A 19,297-nucleotide genomic window follows, 5' to 3' on the forward strand; every position below is an offset into this window, starting at 1 on the left:
GCCCGCTCGTTCCAGATGTCGGCCTCGAGCCGGTCGATCTCCTCGATCAGCATCAGGATCGCCCTGCCGGCCGCCCGAAGCTCGTCCCGGTCGCTGGTCGAGAGCCCCGCCCCCCAGCTTCGGAGCATCTCGATCCGCTCCTCGTCGAGCCGCTCGACCACCGTGGGAGCCTATAACCGAATCGGCCCGGAATGGACCCGACGAAGGGTCTGGACCACCTCCCGCTAGGTCGGGACCCGACGCAATCCGTGCCGGCTACGGAGGCGTTGCCGTAGTTTCGGGCATTCGTCGCCCCGCCGGGTTCGGCATGCTCGTCGGGATGGCAGACACCGCTATGTCCGCCTCGGCTCCGGCGGCAGCTGCCCCGACCGGGCTGACGGCGGGCGAGGCGGCTCGCCGCCTCGCCGCGCGCGGGCCGGTCGAGCAGGACCGGTCGAGCCGCTCGTACGCGAGCATCGTCCGCGCCAACGTCTTCACCGTCTTCAACCTGATCCTCGCGGTCTTCGGCGGGCTGATGCTCGCGTTCGGCTCGTGGCAGGACGCCCTCTTCCTCGGCGTGCTCGTCTCGAACGCGACCATCGGGATCGTCCAGGAGGTACGGGCGAAGCGGGCGCTCGACCGCCTCTCGGCCCTGGTCGTCCCGACCGCGACGGTCCTCCGCGACGGCGAGCCGAGCCGTCTCCCCCGAGAGAACGTCGTCGCAGGCGATGTGGTGCTGCTCCAGCCCGGCGACCAGCTCGTCGCGGACGGCACGCTCGAGGCGAGCGAGGGGCTCCTGCTCGACGAGTCGATCCTGAGCGGCGAGTCCGAGGCCGTGGGGCATACGCCCGGAGACGAGCTGCGGTCGGGATCGTTCGTGGCGGAGGGAACCGGGCGCTACACCGTCACGGCCGTCGGCGAGGAGAGCTATGCGGCCCGGGTGACCGGCGAGGCGCGCACGTTCCGGCATCCGCGCTCGCCCCTCGAGCGCTCGATGAACCGGCTGCTGTACATCCTCGTCGCGGCGATGATCCCGCTCGGAACGCTCCTCGGCTACGCGCTCTGGGAGCGCGAGGAGCCCATCTCCGACGCGGTGACCACCGCGGTCGCCGCCGTCGTCACGCTCGTGCCCGAGGGGTTGATCCTGCTCGTCAGTCTCACGTTCGCCCTCGCAGCCGTGCGGATGGCCCGGCGCGGCGCGCTGACGCAGCAGCTGAACGCGCTCGAGTCGCTCGCATCGGTCGACGTCATCTGCCTCGACAAGACGGGAACGCTGACGGAGGCCGAGCTGCGCGTGACGGAGGTCGTGCCCGCGGCGGGGAGCGAGGCTCTCGAACACGCGCTCGGGGAGTTCGCCGCGAGCGCCGGGGTGAGGAACACCACCCTTCGCGCGGTCGCCGACCGGTTCCCGGGCGATGGGCGCACGCTGGAGCAGGAGGTGCCGTTCTCGTCACGGCGCCGCTGGAGCGGGGCGCGGATCGAGGGCGTCTCGTACGTGCTCGGCGCGCCGGAGCTGTTCCCCCTGGGAGACCTCGGGCCGCGGGCGGACGAGGAGGCTCGAGCGGGGCGCCGCGTGCTGGCCTTCGCGCGCACCCGCACGTCGTTCGCGGACGGCGAGGGCGAGGGCGAGGGGAGGTTGCCCGACGGGCTCGAGCTGCTCGGCCTCCTCGTCCTGGCCGAGCGGTTGCGACCCCACGCGCGCGAGACGATCGAGTTCTTCCTGTCTCAGGAGGTCCGCCCGATCGTGCTCTCCGGCGACCGGCCCGAGACGGTCGCGGCCATCGCGCGCGACGTCGGCATCCCCGTCGAAGGAGGGCCGGTCGACGGGCGCGAGCTGCCGGCCGACGAGGCGGCGCTCCAACGCCTGCTCCGCGAGCGCAGCGTGATCGGGCGGATCGCGCCGGAGGACAAGCGCCGCGTGGTCGAGGCGCTCCGGGACGACGGCCGCTACGTGGCGATGATCGGCGACGGCGTCAACGACGTTCCCGGCCTCAAGGCGGCGCGCCTGGCGATCGCACAGGGCAGCGGTGTCCAGATGGCCCGCAGCGTGGCCGACCTCGTGCTCGTCCGGAGCGACTTCGAGGTCGTGCCCGCCCTCGTCGGGGAAGGCCGCCGGATCCTGCGGAACCTGCAGCGCGTCACGAAGCTCTTCGTCGCGAAGGCGGGCTTCGCTGCGTTCCTGATCCTGTCGATCGGCATCACGCCGATCGCCTACCCGCTGCTCCCCCGCCACCTGACGCTGGGTGCGTCGCTCGCGGTCGGGATTCCCAGCTTCTTCCTCGCGCTGGCGCCGAGCGCGGGGGCTTTCACCCTCAAGGGCTTCCTCCGCGGTGTGTTCCAGTTCGCCGTGCCGGCGGGGGCGGGGCTCGGCCTCGGCGTGCTCTCGAGCTACCTCGCGGCTCTGGAGGTGTTCAACCTCGATCTCGTCGAGGCGCGCACCGTGGCGACGACGGTGATGGTCGTCGTCGGTTGGTACCTGATCGTCGCGCTCGAGGGCTCGGGACGGCTTCGCGGCGCGGCGGTCGTCACGATGTGCCTCGCACTGGCGGCCGTCTACGTCGCCGTGCTGCTCGTGCCGTTCGCGAGGGACTTCTTCGCGCTGGCCGCGCCGAGCCTGCCGATCGTCCTCATCGCCGCGGGCGGCTGCATCGTCGCGATCGGCGGTCTCGTCGCGACCTCGGACGCCTTCATCCCCGGTCGTGGAGCGGCCGCGGACGGGAGCTAAGCCGGCAGCGCAGGACGGACCACCAGGACCGAGCACGGCGCCTCGTGCGCGACCCGCTCCGAGACGCTGCCGAGCGAGCCGGCGCCGTGCGTGCCGCGGCTGCCGACGACGAGCAGGTCGGCGCCCCGAGCCGCCTCGATCAGCCCGTGCGCCGGCCGTCTTCCCTCGACCTCGAGGCTCGTGAGGGTCGAGCCGAAGCGCGCCGCGAGCGCCTCGCCGGTGGCGAGCGCCGCCGCGGCCTCGGTGGAGCCGTCGACGCCGACGACGATCGTCCGCGGTTCCCAGTCACCGTCACCCTGCCGCGCGACGAGGACCGAGCAGCGGGCGCGGTGGAGCATCCGGGTTGCGACGCTGCCGAGGGCAATGCCTGCGATCCGGCCGCGGCCGTGCGTGCCGACGACCAAGAGGCCCGCCCGCTCGGCGGCGACGGTCTCGGCGAGAACGCTTGCAGGCGGGCCTGCTGCCTGGACGCTCGCCACGTCGGTCGCGTGCCGGACGGCCGCTCTCGCGGCCGCGAGGGCCTCCACCGTCTCGCGGTCGAGCTCGTCGGCCCGTTCGAGCGCCCGCCGGGCCGCGTGGATCGCGGTGGGGGCGATCTGGAAGTGGATCGTGTCGCTGAGGTCGACGGCCGAGACCAGCACGAGACGCCCGCCGGCCGCGAGGACGACGTCCGCCTGCCTCACCGCCTCGAGGCTCTCGGCCGACCCGTCGACACCGCACACGACGCGCTCGAACATCGCCTCGGACTCTATGGCCCGCTCAGCAGATGCGCGGCAGCGGGTCGCCGACGAGGAGGTCGACGATGCGGCTGCCGCCGAGCGCGGTGTCGAGCAACACCATCCCCCGCGGCTCGGCCTCGACCATCCCGATCTCGACGGCGTCGGCGCCCAACGGTTGTGCTCTGAGCGCCGCGAGCGCGTCGTCGGCCGCCCCGGGCGCGACGACCGCGACGAGCTTGCCCTCGTTCGCGACGTAGAGCGGGTCGATGCCGAGGATCTCGCAGGCCGCGAAGACGGCCGGGCGGACGGGGAGCGCGCTCTCGCGCAGGCGCACCGCGAGCCCCGAGGAGGCCGTGAGCTCGTTGAGCACGGTGGCCAGGCCTCCGCGGGTGGGGTCGCGCATCCAGCGGAGATCCTCGCCGAGCCCCAGCAGCGCCGCCGTCAGCTCGTGGACGGGTGCGGTGTCGCTCGCGACGTCGCCCTCGAGGTGGAGGTCGCCCCGGGCGATCATGACCGCCATCCCGTGGTCGGCCAGCGTCCCGGAGAGGAGCACGCGGTCGCCCGGGGAGACTCGGGCCGGAACGAGCTCGAGATCGTGCTCGAGCACGCCGACCCCCGCCGTCGTCAGGTAGAGGCCGTCGGCCTCGCCCCGCTCGACGACCTTCGTGTCGCCGGCCGCGACGGGCACGCCGGCACGGGTCGCGGCGCAGGCCATCGACCGGACGATCTCCCGCAGCAGCTCGACGGGCAGGCCCTCCTCGAGCACGAAGCCCGCCGTCAGCCAGAGCGGCCGGGCGCCTGCGACGGCGAGGTCGTTGACGGTGCCGTTCACCGCGAGCTCACCGATGTCGCCGCCGGGAAAGACGAGCGGGCGCACGACGTAGCTGTCGGTCGTGACGGCGAGGCGCCCGCCCGCAGGGGGGACGACGGCGCTGTCGCCGAGCGGCGCGAGCGCCTCGTTGCCGAGCTCCTCGAGGAAGAGCGCCTCGACGAGGTCGCGGGTCGCCTTGCCGCCTGCCCCGTGGGCGAGGGTTATGCGCTCGTCGCGCAGCACCGCGCGGCGGCGGCCGCGGGCCGTCTCAGCCACCGACGGGTGCTTCCTCGCGCGGCCGGCGCAGGCGGCCGTAGGAGAAGAAGGCCGCGCAGGCGCCTTCGCTCGACACCATGCACGTCCCGAGCGGCCGCTCGGGAGTGCACGCCGTGCCGAAGACGCCGCACTCCCAGGGCTTGATCTGGCCGGTGAGGACGTCGCCGCAGCGGCAGGCCTTCGGATCCTCGACGCGCGCGCCGGGCAATGTGAAGAGCCGCTCCGCATCGAACGCGGCGAACGCGTTGCGCACGCGCAGGGCGCTCAGGGGCAGGACGCCGAGGCCCCGCCACTCGAAGTCCTCCCGTGGCTCCATCGTCTCGGCGATCGCGGCGACGGCGCGGCGGTTGCCCTCGCGCCGCACGACGCGCGTGTACTGGTTCTCGACCTCACAGCGGCCCTCGGCCCGCTGCCGGAGCAGCATCGCGATCGACTGGAGCAGGTCGACCGGCTCGAACGCCGAGACGACGACGGGGCGGCCGTACTCCTCCGGGATGAACCCGTACGCGTCGGTGCCGATCACCGTCGACACGTGCCCCGGGCCGATGAACGCGTCGACGCGCAACCCCGGGGTCTCGAGGATCGCGCGGAGCGGCGGCTCGATGAGGACGTGGTTGCAGAAGACGGAGAAGTTCGGCGTCGCCTCGGCGCGGGCGCGGAGCAGCGTCACCGCCGTCGCTGGCGCCGTCGTCTCGAAGCCGATCGCGAAGAAGCAGACGTGGCGGTCGGGCTCCTGCGCGGCGAGCGCGAGCGCGTCGAGCGGCGAGTAGACCATGCGCACGTCGGCGCCGCGCGCCTTGGCCTCGAGCAGCGAGCCGCATGCGCCCGGCACGCGCAGCATGTCGCCGAACGTCGCGAGCGTGACGCCGTCGGTCTCGGCGATCGCGATCGCGTCGTCGACGCGCCCCATCGGGATCACGCACACCGGGCAGCCCGGACCATGGACGAGCTCGAGCTCGGGCGGAAGGAGCTCCTCGAGCCCGTGGCGGTAGATCGCGTGCGTGTGCCCCCCGCAGACCTCCATCACACGGACGACCTCGCCGGTCGTCACGAGCGAGCGGATCTCGGCCACGAGCGCGTGCGCGAGCGCCGGGTCGCGGTACTCGTCGACGTATTTCAAGACGCGTCCTCGAGCCGTTCCAGGGCGATCCCCGCGTGGCAGAGGAGCAGGTCGCCGGGCCGGGCGTCGGGCACGAGATCGATCGCCACGCGCTCCGTCTGCGCGCCGGCGGCGATCACGGCCTCGAGCCCCTCGACCGATTCGACGCGCGCCGCCACGGCCTCGTCGGAGCACGTCACGCACCGCTCCGGGCCGACGCTCATGTCACCGTCCCGTGGCGGATCTCGTCCAGCTCCCGCTGCAGCTCGACACCCTGCCGCAGCAGCTCGAGAGTCTCGTGCGCCTGCGCCTCGTCGATCCTCGAGAGCGCGAAGCCGACGTGGACGAGCACCCAGTCGCCTGGCTCGATCGGTGCGGCCGGCTCGTCGACGAGCGCGACGCTGACCGAGCGGCGCACGCCCGAGATGTCGACGGTCGCGAGCCCCGCCTGCCGGTCGGGAACGTCGACGATCCGGCCGGGGATGCCTAGGCACATGCGAGCCTCGCAGCGGCCACTGCCGCCTGACCGTAACTGACCCCGCCGTCGTTCGGCGGCACCGTGGCATGGGCGAGGACGCGGAAGCCGGCCTGCTCGAGCCGTGCTCGAAGCGAGCCGAGGAGGCGCAGATTCTGGAGGCAGCCTCCGGAGAGCACCACCGTCTCCGGGCCGTCCGCCTCGATGCAGGCCGCCGCGAACGCAGCTGCCACGCCCTCGTGAAAGGCGGCTGCGATCTCGGCACGGTCGCGGCCCGCGTCGAGGTCGTCGTGCGCGGCCGCGATCAGCTCCGAGCCGCGGATCACGCCGCCTGCGACCTTGCAGGGGTACGCCGGAGCCGCGACATGCCCGGCGACGTGCTCGAGCTCGATCGCCGCCTGGCCCTCGTAGCTGACCCGCTCGCGCACGCCGAGGAGAGCCGAGCAGGCGTCGAACAGACGTCCCGCGCCCGACGAGAGCGGGGCGTTCACGGACAGACTCTGGCGCACGAGCTCCCAGCGCTCCCATGGCACCGGCCGGCCGAGCCGCTCGAGGTGGAGAGCGGCGATGCGCCACGGCTCGCGCACCGCGGCCTCGCCGCCGGGGAGCGGCACGGACTCGAGATGCGCCACCCGCTCGAAGTCGGCGAGGTCGGCGCGGAGGACCTCGCCGCCCCAGATCGTCCCGTCCGGGCCGTAACCGGTCCCGTCGAGCACGACGGCGAGCGCGGGCCCGGTCTCTCCGTGCTCGGCCAGGCACGCCGCCGCGTGCGCGTGGTGGTGCTGCACCCCGACGACAGGAAGGCCCTGCTCCCACGCCCAGCGGGTCGAGAGGTAGTCGGGATGGAGGTCGCAGGCGACAGCTGCGGGCTCGACGCCGAGCATGTCGAGCCACAACGCGAGATCGTTGCGGAACGCGGCATGGGCATCCTCGCCCGTGAGGTCGCCGAGGTGCGAGGACAGAAACGCCTCGGCGCCGCGGGCGACGCAGAACGTGCTCTTCAGCTCGGCTCCGGCCGCGACGAGGGGCCGCTCGAGGCGCACGGGCAACGGCAGCGACGAGGGGGCGTAGCCGCGCGAGCGGCGCAGCGGGAACCCCGCGCGGACGACCGAGTCCTCGCAGCGGCGGTGGATCGGCCGGTCGTGCGAGAGGAAGACGTCGGCGACGTCGCCGAGCCGGCGACGGGCTTCGTCGTCGTCGAAGGCGATCGGCTCGTCCGTCAGGTTCCCGCTCGTCAGCACGAGCGGCCGGCGGAGATCCGCGCAGAGGAGGTGGTGGAGCGGCGTGTACGGGAGCATCAGCCCGAGCCACGGCGTCCCCGGCGCGACGGAGGACGCGACCGGAGAGCCCTCGCCCCGCCGGACGAGGACGATCGGACGCGCGGGCGAACGGAGCAGGTCGAGCTCTGCCGGCATCGGCGCCGCGAGGGCGAACGGGTCGGCCGCCATCACCGCGAGCGGCTTCTCCTCCCGGCCCTTGCGCTCGCGGAGCCGCGCCACCGCCGTCTCGCTCGTCGCGTCGCAGGCGAGGTGATAGCCGCCGAGGCCCTTGACCGCGACGATCGCGCCGTCGCGCAGCGCGGTCACGGCCTCCTCGAGCGGGATCGACAACCGCGGCCCGCAGACGGGGCAGGCGATCGGCTCGGCGTGGAACCGGCGGTCGGCCGGATTCTCGTACTCGTGGCGGCACTCGGGGCAGAGCGGGAAGCCGGCCATCGTCGTGTTCGGCCGGTCGTACGGGACCCGCGTGACGATCGTCAGGCGCGGCCCGCAGTTCGTGCAGTTGACGAACGGGTAGCGGTAGCGCCGGTCGGCGGGGTCGAAGAGCTCTCGGAGGCAGTCCCCGCAGGTGGCGACGTCCGGCGGGACGATGGCCGAGCGGCCGCCGCCGTGGCTCGTCACGACCGCGAAGGCGTGCTCGCCGACGATCGCGATGCGCTCGGCCGCCACCGACGCGACCTGCGCGAGCGGCGGCGCCTCGTCCTCCAGCGCGCGCGTGAACGCGTCGAGCGCGGCGCCCGGGCCTTCGACCTCCACGACGACGCCGTCGCCGTCGTTCCAGACGCGCCCGCCGAGGCCCTGCCGGATGGCGACGCGGTGGACGAACGGGCGGAACCCCACGCCCTGCACCACGCCGCGCACGCGAATCCGGCGCCGCTCGACCGCCTCCGGGAGCGTCTGGCCCATCGCACCGAGGTTGCCGCGCCGGAGCCGTCGGCGCAACGGGTCGTCCCGCGTCGGGCCTGCGGGAATGCCGCACGATCGCCGCAGCGCCTACGGATGCCGCCGGCGCGGCCGACCGTCATTCTCCGCACGAGACGAGACGTGGACGAGTTGCGCACTCCCGCGACAGAGTCGTACGTGATGGGCGCCGACGGGCTCACAGCGCTCGTCGAGGCCCTGCGGCAGCAGGGCTACCGCGTGGTCGGCCCGACGGTGCGGGACGGCGCGATCGTGCTCGACGAGATCTCCTCGGCCGACGAGCTGCCGCACGGCTGGACCGCGCAGCACGAGGCTGCGACGTACCGGGTCGAGCGACGCGAGGACGACGCCGTGTTCGGGTGGGCGGTCGGCCCGCACTCGTGGAAGCAGGAACTGCTCCCCTCGCGCGTGCGCCTCTGGCGGGCCGCGGCGCGGAACGGCGATGCGCCCGCGATCGAGGAGGAGCCGCCACCCGACCGTCCGCTCGCGCTCCTCGGCGCCCGCTCGTGCGACCTCCACGCGATCGCGATCCAGGACCGCGTCTTCCTCGAGGGGCGCTACGTGGAGCGCGACTACGCACAGCGTCGCGACGGCGCCTTCGTCGTCGCCGTCAACTGCGGCGAGCCGGGCGGTACCTGCTTCTGCGCCTCGATGGGCACCGGCCCGCGCGCCGAGACGGGCTTCGATCTCGCGCTCACCGAGCTCACCGAAGTCGGGCACCGCTACCTCGTCGAGGTCGGCTCGGAACGAGGCCGCGCGCTCGTTTCGGCGCTCCCGGTCCGCGAAGCGTCCGAGGACGACCGCGCCGCGGCGACGAAGGTGACGGACGACGCCGTCGACCGGATGGGGCGCCGGCTCGAGACGGCCGGCATCCAGGAGCTGCTCGCCGCGAATCTCGAGCACCCGCGCTTCGCCGAGGTCGCCGAGCGGTGCCTCACGTGCGGCAACTGCACGCTCGTCTGCCCGACGTGCTTCTGCACCTCCGTCGAGGACGTCAACGACCTCGCGGACGGGTCGGCGGAGCGCTGGCGGAGCTGGGACTCCTGCTTCTCGACCGAGTACTCCTACATCCACGGCGGCAGCATCCGGCGCTCTCCGCGGGCCCGCTACCGCCAGTGGCTCACCCACAAGTTCGGCACGTGGTTCGACCAGTTCGGGACGTCCGGCTGCGTCGGGTGCGGCCGGTGCATCACCTGGTGCCCTGTCGGCATCGACGTCACGGAGGAACTGGCCGCGATCCGCGCCACGGACGGGGAGGTGGATCGTGGAAACGCTGGATGAGCTGATCGCGCACGCTCCCGTGTTCGCCGGCCTCGGGTCGGAGGACCTGACGCTGATCGCGGGTTGCGCGCAGAACGTGGGCTTCGACGACGGCGAGCTCCTCTTCCGTGAAGGCGAGCCCGCCGACACCTTCTACGTCGTCCGGCGCGGGCGAGTCTCCCTCGAGCTGCACACGCCCGAACGCGGCGGGCTCGTGATCGACACGATCGAGCCCGGCGAGGTGGTCGGCTGGTCCTGGCTCTTCGAGCCGTACGTCTGGCACTTCGACGCCCGCGCCGCGGGACCGTTGCGCGCGATCGCGTTCGACGGCGCCTGCCTGCGCGGCAAGTGCGACGACGACAAGGAGCTGGGCTACGAGCTGATGAAGCGCTTCGCCCAGGTGATGATCGACCGCTTGCAGCATGCACGGGTGCGGCTGCTGGACGTGTATGGCGGCGTCGGCGTCGGTTGAGACCTCCGCGCGAGGCGCCATGACCCCGGTCGCCCACCGGGTCGTGTCCCGCGTGCAGGAGACGGCGGACACCTGGACACTCGAGCTCGAGTCCCTCGACGTGCGCGTCCGGCCGCGGGCGGGCCAGTTCGACATGCTCTACGCGTTCGGAGTCGGCGAGGTGCCGATCTCGACGAGCGGCGACCACGAGGGCGACGGGCCGCTGACCCACACCATCCGCGCGGTCGGCGCGGTCACGCGCGCGCTCTGCGGGCTCGACGCCGGCGCCGTCGTGGGGGTGCGTGGGCCGTTCGGGACGGAGTGGCCGCTCGCCCAGACGGCCGGCGGCGACCTGGTGATCGTGGCCGGAGGGATCGGGCTCGCACCGCTGCGGCCCGCGGTGCGGCACGCCCTCGCGCGGCGCGACGACTACGGCTCCGTCTCCGTCCTCGTCGGTGCTCGGACACCGCAGGACCTCCTCTTCGTCTCCGAGCTGGAGGGCTGGCGTGCGCGGCTCGACGCCGAGGTGGACGTCACGGTCGACGCCGCGGCAACGGGCTGGCACGGTCGGGTGGGGCTCGTGACGACCCTGATTCCCGGCGCGGTGATCGACCCCGCGAACGCGTCGGCGCTCGTGTGCGGCCCCGAGGTGATGATGACCTTCGTCGTGCGGGCGCTCGTCGACCGCGGCGTGCCGCTCGACCGGATCTGGGTCTCGATGGAGCGGAACATGCGCTGCGCGGTCGGCCACTGCGGTCACTGCCAGCTCGGGCCGACGCTGATCTGCCGCGACGGCGCCGTCTTCCCCGCGGCCGCGATGACCCGGCTGATGGAGGTGCGGGAGCTGTGACCCGCCCGACCCTCGCTGTGTGGAAGTTCTCATCCTGCGACGGCTGCCAGCTCTCGCTTCTCGACTGCGAGGACGAGCTGCTCGCGATCGCCGAGGGCCTTCGGATCGCCTACTTCCCCGAGGCGACGAGCGGCGCGGTCGAGGGGCCGTACGACGTCTCGCTCGTCGAGGGCTCGGTCACGACGCCGCACGACCTCGAGCGGATCCAGGAGGTCCGCGCCCAGTCGGGTCTCCTCGTCACGATCGGCGCCTGCGCGACCGCGGGCGGCATCCAGGCGCTCCGCAACTTCGCCGACGTGCGCGAGTGGATCCCGCTCGTGTACGCCGCCCCCGACTTCATCTCGACGCTGGAGACCTCGACGCCGATCGCCGACCACGTCCAGGTCGACCTCGAGCTGCGCGGCTGCCCGATCTCGAAGGCCCAGCTCGTGGAGACCGTGAGCGCGCTGCTCAACGCGCGGAAGCCGCGTCTCCCCTCGACGAGCGTCTGCATGGAGTGCAAGGCGCGCGGGACCCCCTGCGTCATGGTCGCGATCGGCACCCCGTGCCTCGGCCCGGTGACGCAGGCGGGCTGCGGGGCGATCTGCCCGGCCTACGCGCGCGGCTGCTACGGCTGCTTCGGCCCGATGGAGTCCCCCAACATCACCGCCCTCGCGCGGCAGTGGCAGGAGCTCGGCGCGGGCGACGACGTCATGCTGCGCGCGCTGCGCACCTTCAACGCGAACGCGCCGGCCTTCAGGGAGGCGAGCTACGAGCATGAGTGAGACCCGCGAGATCCGCACCGACTACCTCGCGCGCGTCGAGGGCGAGGGGGCGATGCTCGTCCGGGTCCGCGACGGCGAGCTCGAGGAGGTGCAATTCAAGATCTTCGAGCCGCCGCGGTTCTTCGAGGCGCTCCTCCGCGGCCGGCAGTTCACGGAGGCGCCCGACATCACAGCGCGGATCTGCGGCATCTGCCCGATCGCCTACATGGCGAGCTCGGCGGCCGCGATGGAGCAGGTCTGCGGCGTCGAGCTGACGCCGCAGCTGCAGGCGCTGCGACGGCTCATCTACTGCGGCGAGTGGATCGAGAGCCACGTGCTCCATGTCGCGATGCTCCACGCCCCCGACTTCCTCGGCTACGACGGCGCGATCGAGCTCGCCCGCGACCGCCGCGACCTGGTCGAGATCGCCCTTCGCCTGAAGAAGCTCGGCAACGAGCTGATGCGCGTGATCGGCGGCCGCGAGGTGCACCCGGTCAACTTCCGCGTCGGCGGCTTCTACCGCGCGCCGACCGTCGCGGAGCTGCGCGCGCTCGTCCCAGAGCTCGAGTGGGCGCGTGACGCCGGGCGCGAGCTCGTCCGCTGGACCGCCGGCTTCGACTTCCCCGACTACGAGCGCGACTACGCCTTCGTCTCGCTGCGCCACCCGGGCGAGTACCCGATCGAGCGCGGCCGAATCGTCTCGAGCACGGGCCTCGACATCTCCGTCGACGAATACGAGGAGCACTTCACGGAGAGCCACGTCGAGCGCTCGAACGCGCTCCATTCGAGCCTCGCGGGCGTCGGCGCCTACCTCGTCGGCCCGCTCGCGCGGTATGCGCTCAACTACGAGGAGCTCTCCGACGCCGCGAAGCAGGCCGCCGAGGAGGCAGGCCTGGGGTCTGTCGTTCGCAATCCCTTCCGCTCGATCGTCGTCCGCGCCGTGGAGACCGTCTATGCCGCGGACGAGGCGCTCCGCATCATCGCGGCGTACGAGCGCCCGGACGAGCCGTACGTCGAGTGCGACCCGCGCGCCGGATCGGGCCACGGCTGCACCGAGGCGCCACGCGGGATCTGCTGGCACCGCTACCGGATCGACGACGAGGGGACGATCCTCGACGCGAAGATCGTCCCGCCGACGTCGCAGAACCAGAAGACGATCGAGGAGGACCTCGTCGGCGTTGTCGGCGGGTCGCTCGATCTGCCCGACGACGAGCTCGCGCACCGCTGCGAGCAGACGATCCGCAACTACGACCCGTGCATCTCATGCGCGACGCACTTCCTCCGCTTCGAGGTGGAGCGGCTTTGAGCGCCGCCGCTGTCTGCCTCGGGAGCCCGTTCCGCGGCGACGACGCCGTCGGGCCGGCCGTGGCCGAGCGGCTGCGCGGGGCCGGCGCCGCCGTGCTCGACTGCGCCGACGAGCCGACGCGCCTGCTCGGCCTCTGGGACGGGCTCGACACCGTCGTCGTCGTCGACGCCCTCTCGAGCGGCGCCGCGCCGGGGACGCTGCACCGCATCGACGCGGAGGAGGGACCGCTCCCGCGCGACCTGCGGCTCGCGTCGACGCACGCGATGGGGATCGCCGACGCGCTCGAGCTCGGCCGAGCGCTCGGGCAGGCGCCGCGGCGGGTCGTCGTGCTCGGGGTCGAGGGCGCCTCCTTCGGGATGGGCGAGAAGATGACCGCTGCCGTCGCGTCGGCGCTGGACGGCCTCGTCGAGTCCGTGCTCCGCGAGCTCGAGGAGGCGCCGTGCACGAGCGCGCACTGATGGACGACCTCGTCCGCAAGGTGCTGGCGGTCGCCGAGGCGGAGGGCGCGTCGTCCGTGTCGCGCATCCGAGTTCGGCTAGGCGCGCTGTCGCACTTCACGCCCGAGCACTTCGTCGAGCACTGGGTCGACGCCTCGCGCGGCACGCTCGCCGAGGGCGCAGCGGTGGACGCAGCGATGGACGAGAGACTCGACGGCGAGGCCGCCCAGGGCGTCGTGCTCGAGTCCGTCGAGGTGCGCGACGAGTCCTGAGGCCGACGAGGACGCGGTGCCCCGTTCCGGCGATCGGAAGGGGAGTCCGGCCAGAGCAGGGGCTCGTCCGCGATCCTCCGACCGGTCGAGACATGAGGCGAGCCGCGGTCGGCCCGCTGTCCTCGACTGCGAGGCGCGACAGGAGTAGCGTCGCGCCATGCAGAGCGCTGAGTCCACGCTCGCGGGGGCCGCCGGCTGGACGGTGTCGTGAGCTTCCGCATCGCCGGCGTCTACCTCGAGGCGTGCAACTGCGACGCGATCTGTCCCTGCCGCCGGATCGACGGCGTCGCCGGCGGCCGCTCGACGCACGGGGTCTGCTTCGGCGCGCTCAGCTGGCGCGTCGACGAGGGCGAGGCGGACGGCGTCGACCTCGGTGGGAGCGGCGCCGTGATGACCTACTCCTACGACGACGACGTGGCCGGCTCGCCGTGGACGCTCGTCCTCCACGTCGACGGGCCCGACGAGCTCGCCGAGATCCTGCTCGGCCGACGCGGAGGCACGCACGTGGAGACGCTGCCGTGGGTGCGGAAGCCGACGGTTTCGATCGAGCTACGGAGTGCACGCATCGCATTCGGCGACGGTGAGGCGCGGGTCGGCAACGCGGTGCGCCTGCGCGCGACGACGCCGTTCGAGACCGCCTCGACGGTCTCCTGCATCGTCCCCGGCCACGAACGACCCGGCATCGAGCTCGTCAACGACGAGGTCACCGTGGCCGACGGTGCCTTCGACTTCGAGCTCCACGGCACGTGCGCCTTCACCCGAGCCTTCGACTACTCGGGTTGACATCGCGAAGAGGGGTCGTCAGCGGGCCGCAGATCACCATGACTGGGTAGCGTCGTCCTTCGGTCTGCTCAGGGCGGGGGGCCTTTTCGGCGGGTAGCCCTACGGGGTCCGCACGGGATGCCACCCAACCGGGGTAGCGATTGCCGTACTACCGCCGAGTGCCGATCGTGAGACGATCGGGCCGATGGCGAGCTACGAGGACAAGGTGACGGTGCTGATCGTCGACGACCACCCGTCGTTCAGGGCGGTCGCGCAGATCGTCCTCGAGACGGACGGGTTCCTGGTGATCGGCACCGCGAGCGACGGCGAGTCGGGTGTCGCCGCGACGCTCGAGCTCGCGCCCGATGTGCTCCTCCTCGACGTCGAGCTCCCGGACATCGACGGTTTCGAGGTCGCCGAGCGTCTTCGCAAGGCGGGATCGCTGACCGCGATCGTGCTCGCGTCCAGTCGCGACAGCTCCGACTTCGGCTCGCTCGTCACCGAGTCGGGCGCACGCGGCTTCCTCACCAAGGCCGACCTGAGCGGAGACGCGATCCGAGCCCTCGTCGCATGAGCGCGGAGCCGGATATTCTCCGACGCCCGTGACCGACCTCGTCGTCGCCACACCGGTCTTCCTCGACCTGACCTTCGTCGGCCTCGAGTCGCTGCCTGCACTCGGCGAGGAGCGCTTCGCCGCGGAGCTCCTGCGCTCGCCCGGCGGCGGCGCGATCACCGCCGTCGCCGCGGCACGGCTCGGGCTGTCCGCGGCGGTCGCCGCGCCCCTCGGCGACGACGTCGCCGGCGACCTCGTGCGGACGATGCTCGCGGAGGAAGGCGTGCAGTGCGTCGCCACCCGGCCCGCGCCGAGGACGCCGACCACGATGGTGATGCCGTTCGGCGGCGACCGGGCGATGGTGACGATCGACCCGGGCGCGCGCGCCGCGGCGGCCGACGTCGCGGCGCTCGGGCCGCGGGCGGTCGCCGCAAGCCTCGATCAGCTCTACGTCGTCCCCGACATCTCGACGGCGTACGTCACATGCGGCGACGACGACCTCCGCGCCTACGAGGGCCGTCCGCCCGGCGCACTCGCCGGAGCCAGGGCCCTCTTCGTCAACCAGCGCGAGGCCCTCGGGTTGAGCGGCAAGGACGACGTCGCCGGCGCGGCATCGCGTCTCGCCGAGCTCGCCGAGACCGTCGTCGTCACCCTCGCGGCCGAGGGCGCCATGGCGGTGACGGACGGCGCGACGTTCACGGCACCCGCCGAGAAGGTCGAGCAGCCGACGGACACGACCGGCGCGGGCGACGTCCTCGCCGCCGCCTACATCTGGGCCGACCTCCGCGGCGCCGAGCCCGATGACCGGCTCCGCTGGGCGGTGCTGTACGCGGGGCTCGCGGTCGGGACGCCGACGGGCGTGGGGGGCGCGGTCGACGAGGCGACGCTGCTCGAGGCCGGCGCTGCGCGGGGGCTCACGCCGCCGCCGCTCGCGGCCTCGTCCTGAGCGTCTCCCCCGTCGCGCAGTCGAAGAAGTGGAGCCGGCGGTGGTCGACCGCGAGCTCGAGGTCCTCGCCCGGCACGACCTGCCGGCGGCCGTCGACGGCCGCGCAGAACCGGGCGCGGCGGTCGTCGGCGAGCAGCGTCGCGTCGTCGTCCGATGCGGCCTCGATCGCCGCTCGCGTCGCGTCCGTCTGAACGCGTGGCGCATCGACGGGGAAGAGGACGTTGTTGACGCCGCCGAGCTCCTCGACGAGGTCGGGACGCACGACGATGCGCGGCTCGTCGGCAGGCGCGTCGAGCGTGTGCCGGAGGTCGGTCGGGCGGATGCCGAGAATCACCTCGCCCGCTTCCGGGTCGACGGGCACCTCGGGCGCGAGCGGAAGGCTCATCCCGGCGAACGCGACGCGCCCGTCGGCCACGGTCGCCTCCACGACGTTCATCGACGGCGACCCGATGAACGCGGCGACGAAGAGGTTGGTCGGGTCGTGGAAGAGGCGCTGCGGCGTGTCGCACTGCTGCAGCACCCCGTCGCGGAGGACGGCGACACGCTGGCCGAGCGTCATCGCCTCCACCTGGTCGTGCGTCACGTAGACGGTCGTCACCCCGAGCCGCTCGTGCAGGCGCGCGAGCTCCGCGCGCATCGAGACGCGCAGCTTCGCGTCGAGGTTCGACAGGGGCTCGTCCATGAGGAACGCCTTCGGCTCGCGCACCATCGCCCGGCCCATCGCGACGCGCTGGCGCTGGCCGCCGGAGAGGAGCGCGGGCCGGCGCTCGAGCAGCGCCTGGAGCCCGAGCGTCGTTGCCACCTGCCGCACGCGGCTCGCGCGCTCGGGGCCGGGCACGTGGCGGAGCTTGAGCCCGAAGCCGAGGTTCTCCTCCACGCTCATCGTCGGGTAGAGGGCGTAGTTCTGGAACACCATCGCGATGTCGCGGTCGCGGGGCCGCAGGTCGGTGACGTCGCGGTCGCCGATCACGATGCGTCCCTCGGTCACCTCCTCGAGGCCGGCGATCATGCGCAACAGCGTCGACTTCCCGCACCCGGACGGCCCGACGAGCACCATGAACTCGCCGTCCGAGATGTCCAGCGTGACCGCGTCGAGCGCCCTGACCCCGTTGGGGTAGACCTTCGTCGCGTCCTCGAGCCGGATGCCGCCCACGTCAGCCCCCCGTCTCGGGCGAGGCGGCGAGCGGCGTGTGCAGGTGCGTGAGGTCGGGTCGTGCCCCGATGCGGTCCGCGGCGAGGAGCACGGCACCGGCCACCGGCTCGACGTCCGGATAGACCGGTTGCCCGTCCGGGATGCGCGAGAGCAGTACCGAGCGCAGGAGCGGGGACGGGTGGCGGAGCACGCTGCCGCAGAGGACGAGCGGAAACGGCGTCCCGAGCTGTCCCGTGCGATTCGCACAGACGCGGGCGTAGTCGCCCATGCGGCCCGCGACCGTCTGGACGATCGTCCGCGCGACGCGGTCGCCGGCCTCGGCCTCGTCGAGCACCGCGTCCGCGAACCGCGCCGCCTGCGAGCCCTCCTCCGGCGCATCGATCCGCGTCAGGACGTGGAGCAGCTGCTCGGCGTCGGCGGCTCCGAAGCGCTCGAGCGCGCGGGCGACGAGCGACGTCTCGGGACCGAGGCCGAGCATGTGCCGCCAGATCGAGGCGAGGCCCTGCGACCCGAGCGCGTGGGCGCCCGTCGAGTCGGGCCAGAACCCGAGATGGAAGAGGTCGCCGTTCTCGTTCCGGCCTGCGACGGCTGCGTAGGTCCCGATCACGACCGCGACTCCGACCATGTCGTCGCTGCCGCTCCGGAGCCCGCCCACGGCGTCGTTCACGACCTCCGGCTCGTCGGGCAGCGCCAGCCTCCGCTGCAGCTCGGCGCGCAGGTAGGCGAAGTCCTCGGGCCAGTCCGCGCCTGCGAGGCTGAACACGGCCGCGGCGAGATCCGAGGCATCGACGCCGGCCGCAGCGAGCGCACTCGCGGCCGCTCCGACGATCTGCTGGACGGCGGTCTCGGGGCCCATCGCGTTGTGGATGTCCCCGCAGCCCTGCCGCCCCGACCCGAGGATGGCGCCCTCGTCCGAGACGACGACCGCCACGGTCTTCGTGTTGCCGCCGTCGACGCCGAGGAGGAGCCGGCTCACGCGACCAGCCGTTCGGGCAGATGGCCGCGGTGCGCGGCCGCGAGCGCGTCGTAGACACGCTCGGCGACCTCGACCTGGCGGACGAGCGGGTTGGCGCTGAGCGCCCGGATGCCGTCGGCCCGCGTGCCGCTCCACGCCGTCTCCGCGGCGAGCGCCTGGTATTCGCCGAGCATCTCGACGAGGCCTCGGACGTGCCGCGGCAGCGGTTTCGCCGGGATCACGTCGATGCCCCCGCCGTGGCAGCGGCCGAGCACCTCGACGACGAGGTCCTCGGGGAAGCCGGGGAGCGCGCCGCCCGCGTTCGGCATGTTCACAGGGTGGGTCTCGTCCTTGTCGTTGAAGATCGCGTCCATTACGTCGATCGCGAGCTCGAGCTCGTGGATCCCGCCCCGTGAGCGGCCGGGGTCGAGCTGCGGGTCGTCCGTCTGCGCCTGCTCCTCGTAGTGGCGCCAGTAGTCCGGCGACCAGGAGAGGATGTCCTCGGCCCGCGTCGTCGGCTTCGCCCGGAGCTCGGCAAGGACGTCGTCGGTGAAGTAGTAGTACTGGAAGTAGTCGGCCGGCACGGCGCCCATCGCGACCGCGAGCTGGAGCTGGCGCCGGCCGACCGGGCCGAGCGCCGTGTCGTCACGCCGTCGTTCCCACGCCTCCTCGAGGAGGGGAAGCGCATCCTGCCCGTCGTAGTCGTGCTCGACCCCCCAACAGGCGTGGTTCAGGCCGACCATCGTCACGTGGAGGCGCTCGGGGTCGAGACCGGCGGCCCTGGCGATCTCGTCGGAGAAGTAGATGGGTCCCTCGCAGAGCGAGACGACCTTCACCGCCGAGTGGTGCGTGATCGCCTCGGCCACGATGTTGACCGGGTTCGTGTAGTTGAAGATCCAGGCGTTCGGGCAGAGCTCCTCGATCTCGGCGCACACGTCCTTCAGCACCGCGATCGCCCGGAGCGCCATGAAGAAGCCCCCGGCCCCCTGCGTCTCCTGGCCGATCAGTCCGTGCTCGAGCGGGATCCGCTCGTCGTGCACGCGCGCCGCGAACCCGCCGGGCCGGAACGACGAGAGCACGGCGTCGCAGCCGTCGAGCGCCGCGCGGCGGTCGGTCGTCGCCGTCACCGCGATGTCGAGGCCGCGGGCTCGCGCCATCTTCTCGGCCAGGGTGCGGATCAGTGCCAGCCGATCAGGGTCGAGGTCGACGAGGACGACCTCCGAGCCGTCGAAGTCGGCCCCGTTCGCCATGAACGACGCCATGGTCCCCGCAGCCCTGGTGGAGCCGCCGCCGAGGTAGACGAGCTTGATTCGTGCCATGACTC

The 19,297-nt window shown here is 73.0% G+C and carries 20 protein-coding genes; 11 read left to right on the forward strand and 9 right to left on the reverse strand.

The genetic code is table 11. The features are described 5' to 3' along the window. Positions 1–319: 319 nt before the first annotated feature. Entirely contained in the window at positions 320–2,704 is a 2,385-nt protein-coding gene (locus VNM44_RS15700) for an HAD-IC family P-type ATPase (RefSeq protein ID WP_325626989.1), read from the forward strand. Here VNM44_RS15700 and VNM44_RS15705 read toward each other — a convergent pair. The 6 genes from VNM44_RS15705 to hypF are packed head-to-tail and all read right to left on the reverse strand — an operon-like array spanning position 2,701 to position 8,270. Then, positions 2,701–3,441 (reverse strand): universal stress protein, encoded by a 741-nt coding sequence (locus VNM44_RS15705; protein ID WP_325626991.1) that lies wholly within the window; start codon positions 3,439–3,441, stop codon positions 2,701–2,703. The genes VNM44_RS15700 and VNM44_RS15705 overlap by 4 nt on opposite strands. Before the next feature lie 22 nt (positions 3,442–3,463). Next, on the reverse strand, positions 3,464–4,510 hold the full coding sequence (gene hypE / locus VNM44_RS15710) for a hydrogenase expression/formation protein HypE (protein ID WP_325626993.1): 1,047 nt from the start codon (positions 4,508–4,510) through the stop codon (positions 3,464–3,466). Beyond that, positions 4,503–5,630 (reverse strand): hydrogenase formation protein HypD, encoded by a 1,128-nt coding sequence (hypD, locus tag VNM44_RS15715; protein ID WP_325626995.1) that lies wholly within the window; start codon positions 5,628–5,630, stop codon positions 4,503–4,505. Before hypD ends, hypE begins: the two co-directional genes overlap by 8 nt. Then, entirely contained in the window at positions 5,627–5,833 is a 207-nt protein-coding gene (locus VNM44_RS15720; protein ID WP_325626997.1) for a HypC/HybG/HupF family hydrogenase formation chaperone, read from the reverse strand. The genes hypD and VNM44_RS15720 overlap by 4 nt, the downstream gene beginning before the upstream one ends. Beyond that, positions 5,830–6,105 (reverse strand): HypC/HybG/HupF family hydrogenase formation chaperone, encoded by a 276-nt coding sequence (locus tag VNM44_RS15725; RefSeq protein WP_325626999.1) that lies wholly within the window; start codon positions 6,103–6,105, stop codon positions 5,830–5,832. Before VNM44_RS15725 ends, VNM44_RS15720 begins: the two co-directional genes overlap by 4 nt. Next, complete coding sequence (gene hypF / locus VNM44_RS15730) at positions 6,096–8,270, reverse strand: carbamoyltransferase HypF (RefSeq protein WP_325627001.1); 2,175 nt, start codon at positions 8,268–8,270, stop codon at positions 6,096–6,098. The genes VNM44_RS15725 and hypF overlap by 10 nt, the downstream gene beginning before the upstream one ends. Before the next feature lie 138 nt (positions 8,271–8,408). Between hypF and VNM44_RS15735 the strand changes: the two genes are divergently transcribed. From VNM44_RS15735 to VNM44_RS15780, 10 genes are all read left to right on the forward strand, one after another. Then, positions 8,409–9,566 (forward strand): 4Fe-4S dicluster domain-containing protein, encoded by a 1,158-nt coding sequence (locus tag VNM44_RS15735; RefSeq protein ID WP_325627004.1) that lies wholly within the window; start codon positions 8,409–8,411, stop codon positions 9,564–9,566. Then, positions 9,550–10,017 carry a cyclic nucleotide-binding domain-containing protein gene (locus VNM44_RS15740; RefSeq protein WP_325627006.1) on the forward strand — a complete coding sequence of 156 codons (468 nt, stop codon included), beginning with the start codon at positions 9,550–9,552 and terminating at the stop codon, positions 10,015–10,017. Before VNM44_RS15735 ends, VNM44_RS15740 begins: the two co-directional genes overlap by 17 nt. A 19-nt stretch (positions 10,018–10,036) precedes the next feature. Further along, a complete protein-coding gene (locus VNM44_RS15745; protein ID WP_325627008.1) occupies positions 10,037–10,846 on the forward strand; it encodes an FAD/NAD(P)-binding protein in 810 nt (269 codons plus the stop codon). Then, positions 10,843–11,610 carry a hypothetical protein gene (locus VNM44_RS15750; protein WP_325627010.1) on the forward strand — a complete coding sequence of 256 codons (768 nt, stop codon included), beginning with the start codon at positions 10,843–10,845 and terminating at the stop codon, positions 11,608–11,610. Before VNM44_RS15745 ends, VNM44_RS15750 begins: the two co-directional genes overlap by 4 nt. Then, positions 11,603–12,895: a Ni/Fe hydrogenase subunit alpha gene (locus VNM44_RS15755; RefSeq protein WP_325627012.1), complete on the forward strand. Its 1,293-nt coding sequence runs from the start codon at positions 11,603–11,605 to the stop codon at positions 12,893–12,895. Before VNM44_RS15750 ends, VNM44_RS15755 begins: the two co-directional genes overlap by 8 nt. After that, positions 12,892–13,353: a hydrogenase maturation protease gene (locus tag VNM44_RS15760; RefSeq protein WP_325627014.1), complete on the forward strand. Its 462-nt coding sequence runs from the start codon at positions 12,892–12,894 to the stop codon at positions 13,351–13,353. Before VNM44_RS15755 ends, VNM44_RS15760 begins: the two co-directional genes overlap by 4 nt. Then, the gene (locus VNM44_RS15765; RefSeq protein ID WP_325627016.1) at positions 13,335–13,604 is read left to right on the forward strand and encodes a hydrogenase/urease maturation nickel metallochaperone HypA; all 270 of its coding nucleotides are present in this window, start codon (positions 13,335–13,337) and stop codon (positions 13,602–13,604) included. The genes VNM44_RS15760 and VNM44_RS15765 overlap by 19 nt, the downstream gene beginning before the upstream one ends. A gap of 207 nt (positions 13,605–13,811) precedes the next feature. After that, positions 13,812–14,387, forward strand: a complete 576-nt coding sequence (locus tag VNM44_RS15770) for a DUF1326 domain-containing protein (RefSeq protein WP_325627018.1) — start codon at positions 13,812–13,814, stop codon at positions 14,385–14,387. Positions 14,388–14,571: 184 nt separating this feature from the next. After that, entirely contained in the window at positions 14,572–14,940 is a 369-nt protein-coding gene (locus tag VNM44_RS15775; RefSeq protein WP_325627021.1) for a response regulator transcription factor, read from the forward strand. Between the two features lie 28 nt (positions 14,941–14,968). Further along, complete coding sequence (locus VNM44_RS15780; RefSeq protein WP_325627023.1) at positions 14,969–15,865, forward strand: PfkB family carbohydrate kinase; 897 nt, start codon at positions 14,969–14,971, stop codon at positions 15,863–15,865. On the opposite strand, the gene VNM44_RS15785 is transcribed toward VNM44_RS15780, so the two are convergent. From VNM44_RS15785 to VNM44_RS15795, 3 genes are read right to left on the reverse strand one after another with little or no spacing between them, the layout of a single operon-like run. Then, on the reverse strand, positions 15,834–17,018 hold the full coding sequence (locus tag VNM44_RS15785) for a sn-glycerol-3-phosphate ABC transporter ATP-binding protein UgpC (RefSeq protein ID WP_325627025.1): 1,185 nt from the start codon (positions 17,016–17,018) through the stop codon (positions 15,834–15,836). The genes VNM44_RS15780 and VNM44_RS15785 overlap by 32 nt on opposite strands. Before the next feature lies 1 nt (position 17,019). Then, positions 17,020–17,994, reverse strand: a complete 975-nt coding sequence (locus VNM44_RS15790; protein ID WP_325627027.1) for an N-acetylglucosamine kinase — start codon at positions 17,992–17,994, stop codon at positions 17,020–17,022. Continuing rightward, entirely contained in the window at positions 17,991–19,292 is a 1,302-nt protein-coding gene (locus tag VNM44_RS15795) for a hypothetical protein (protein WP_325627029.1), read from the reverse strand. Before VNM44_RS15795 ends, VNM44_RS15790 begins: the two co-directional genes overlap by 4 nt. Between the last annotated feature and the right edge of the window lie 5 nt (positions 19,293–19,297).

The organism is Gaiella sp. (assembly GCF_035558935.1).
Taxonomy (GTDB): Bacteria; Actinomycetota; Thermoleophilia; order Gaiellales; family Gaiellaceae; genus Gaiella.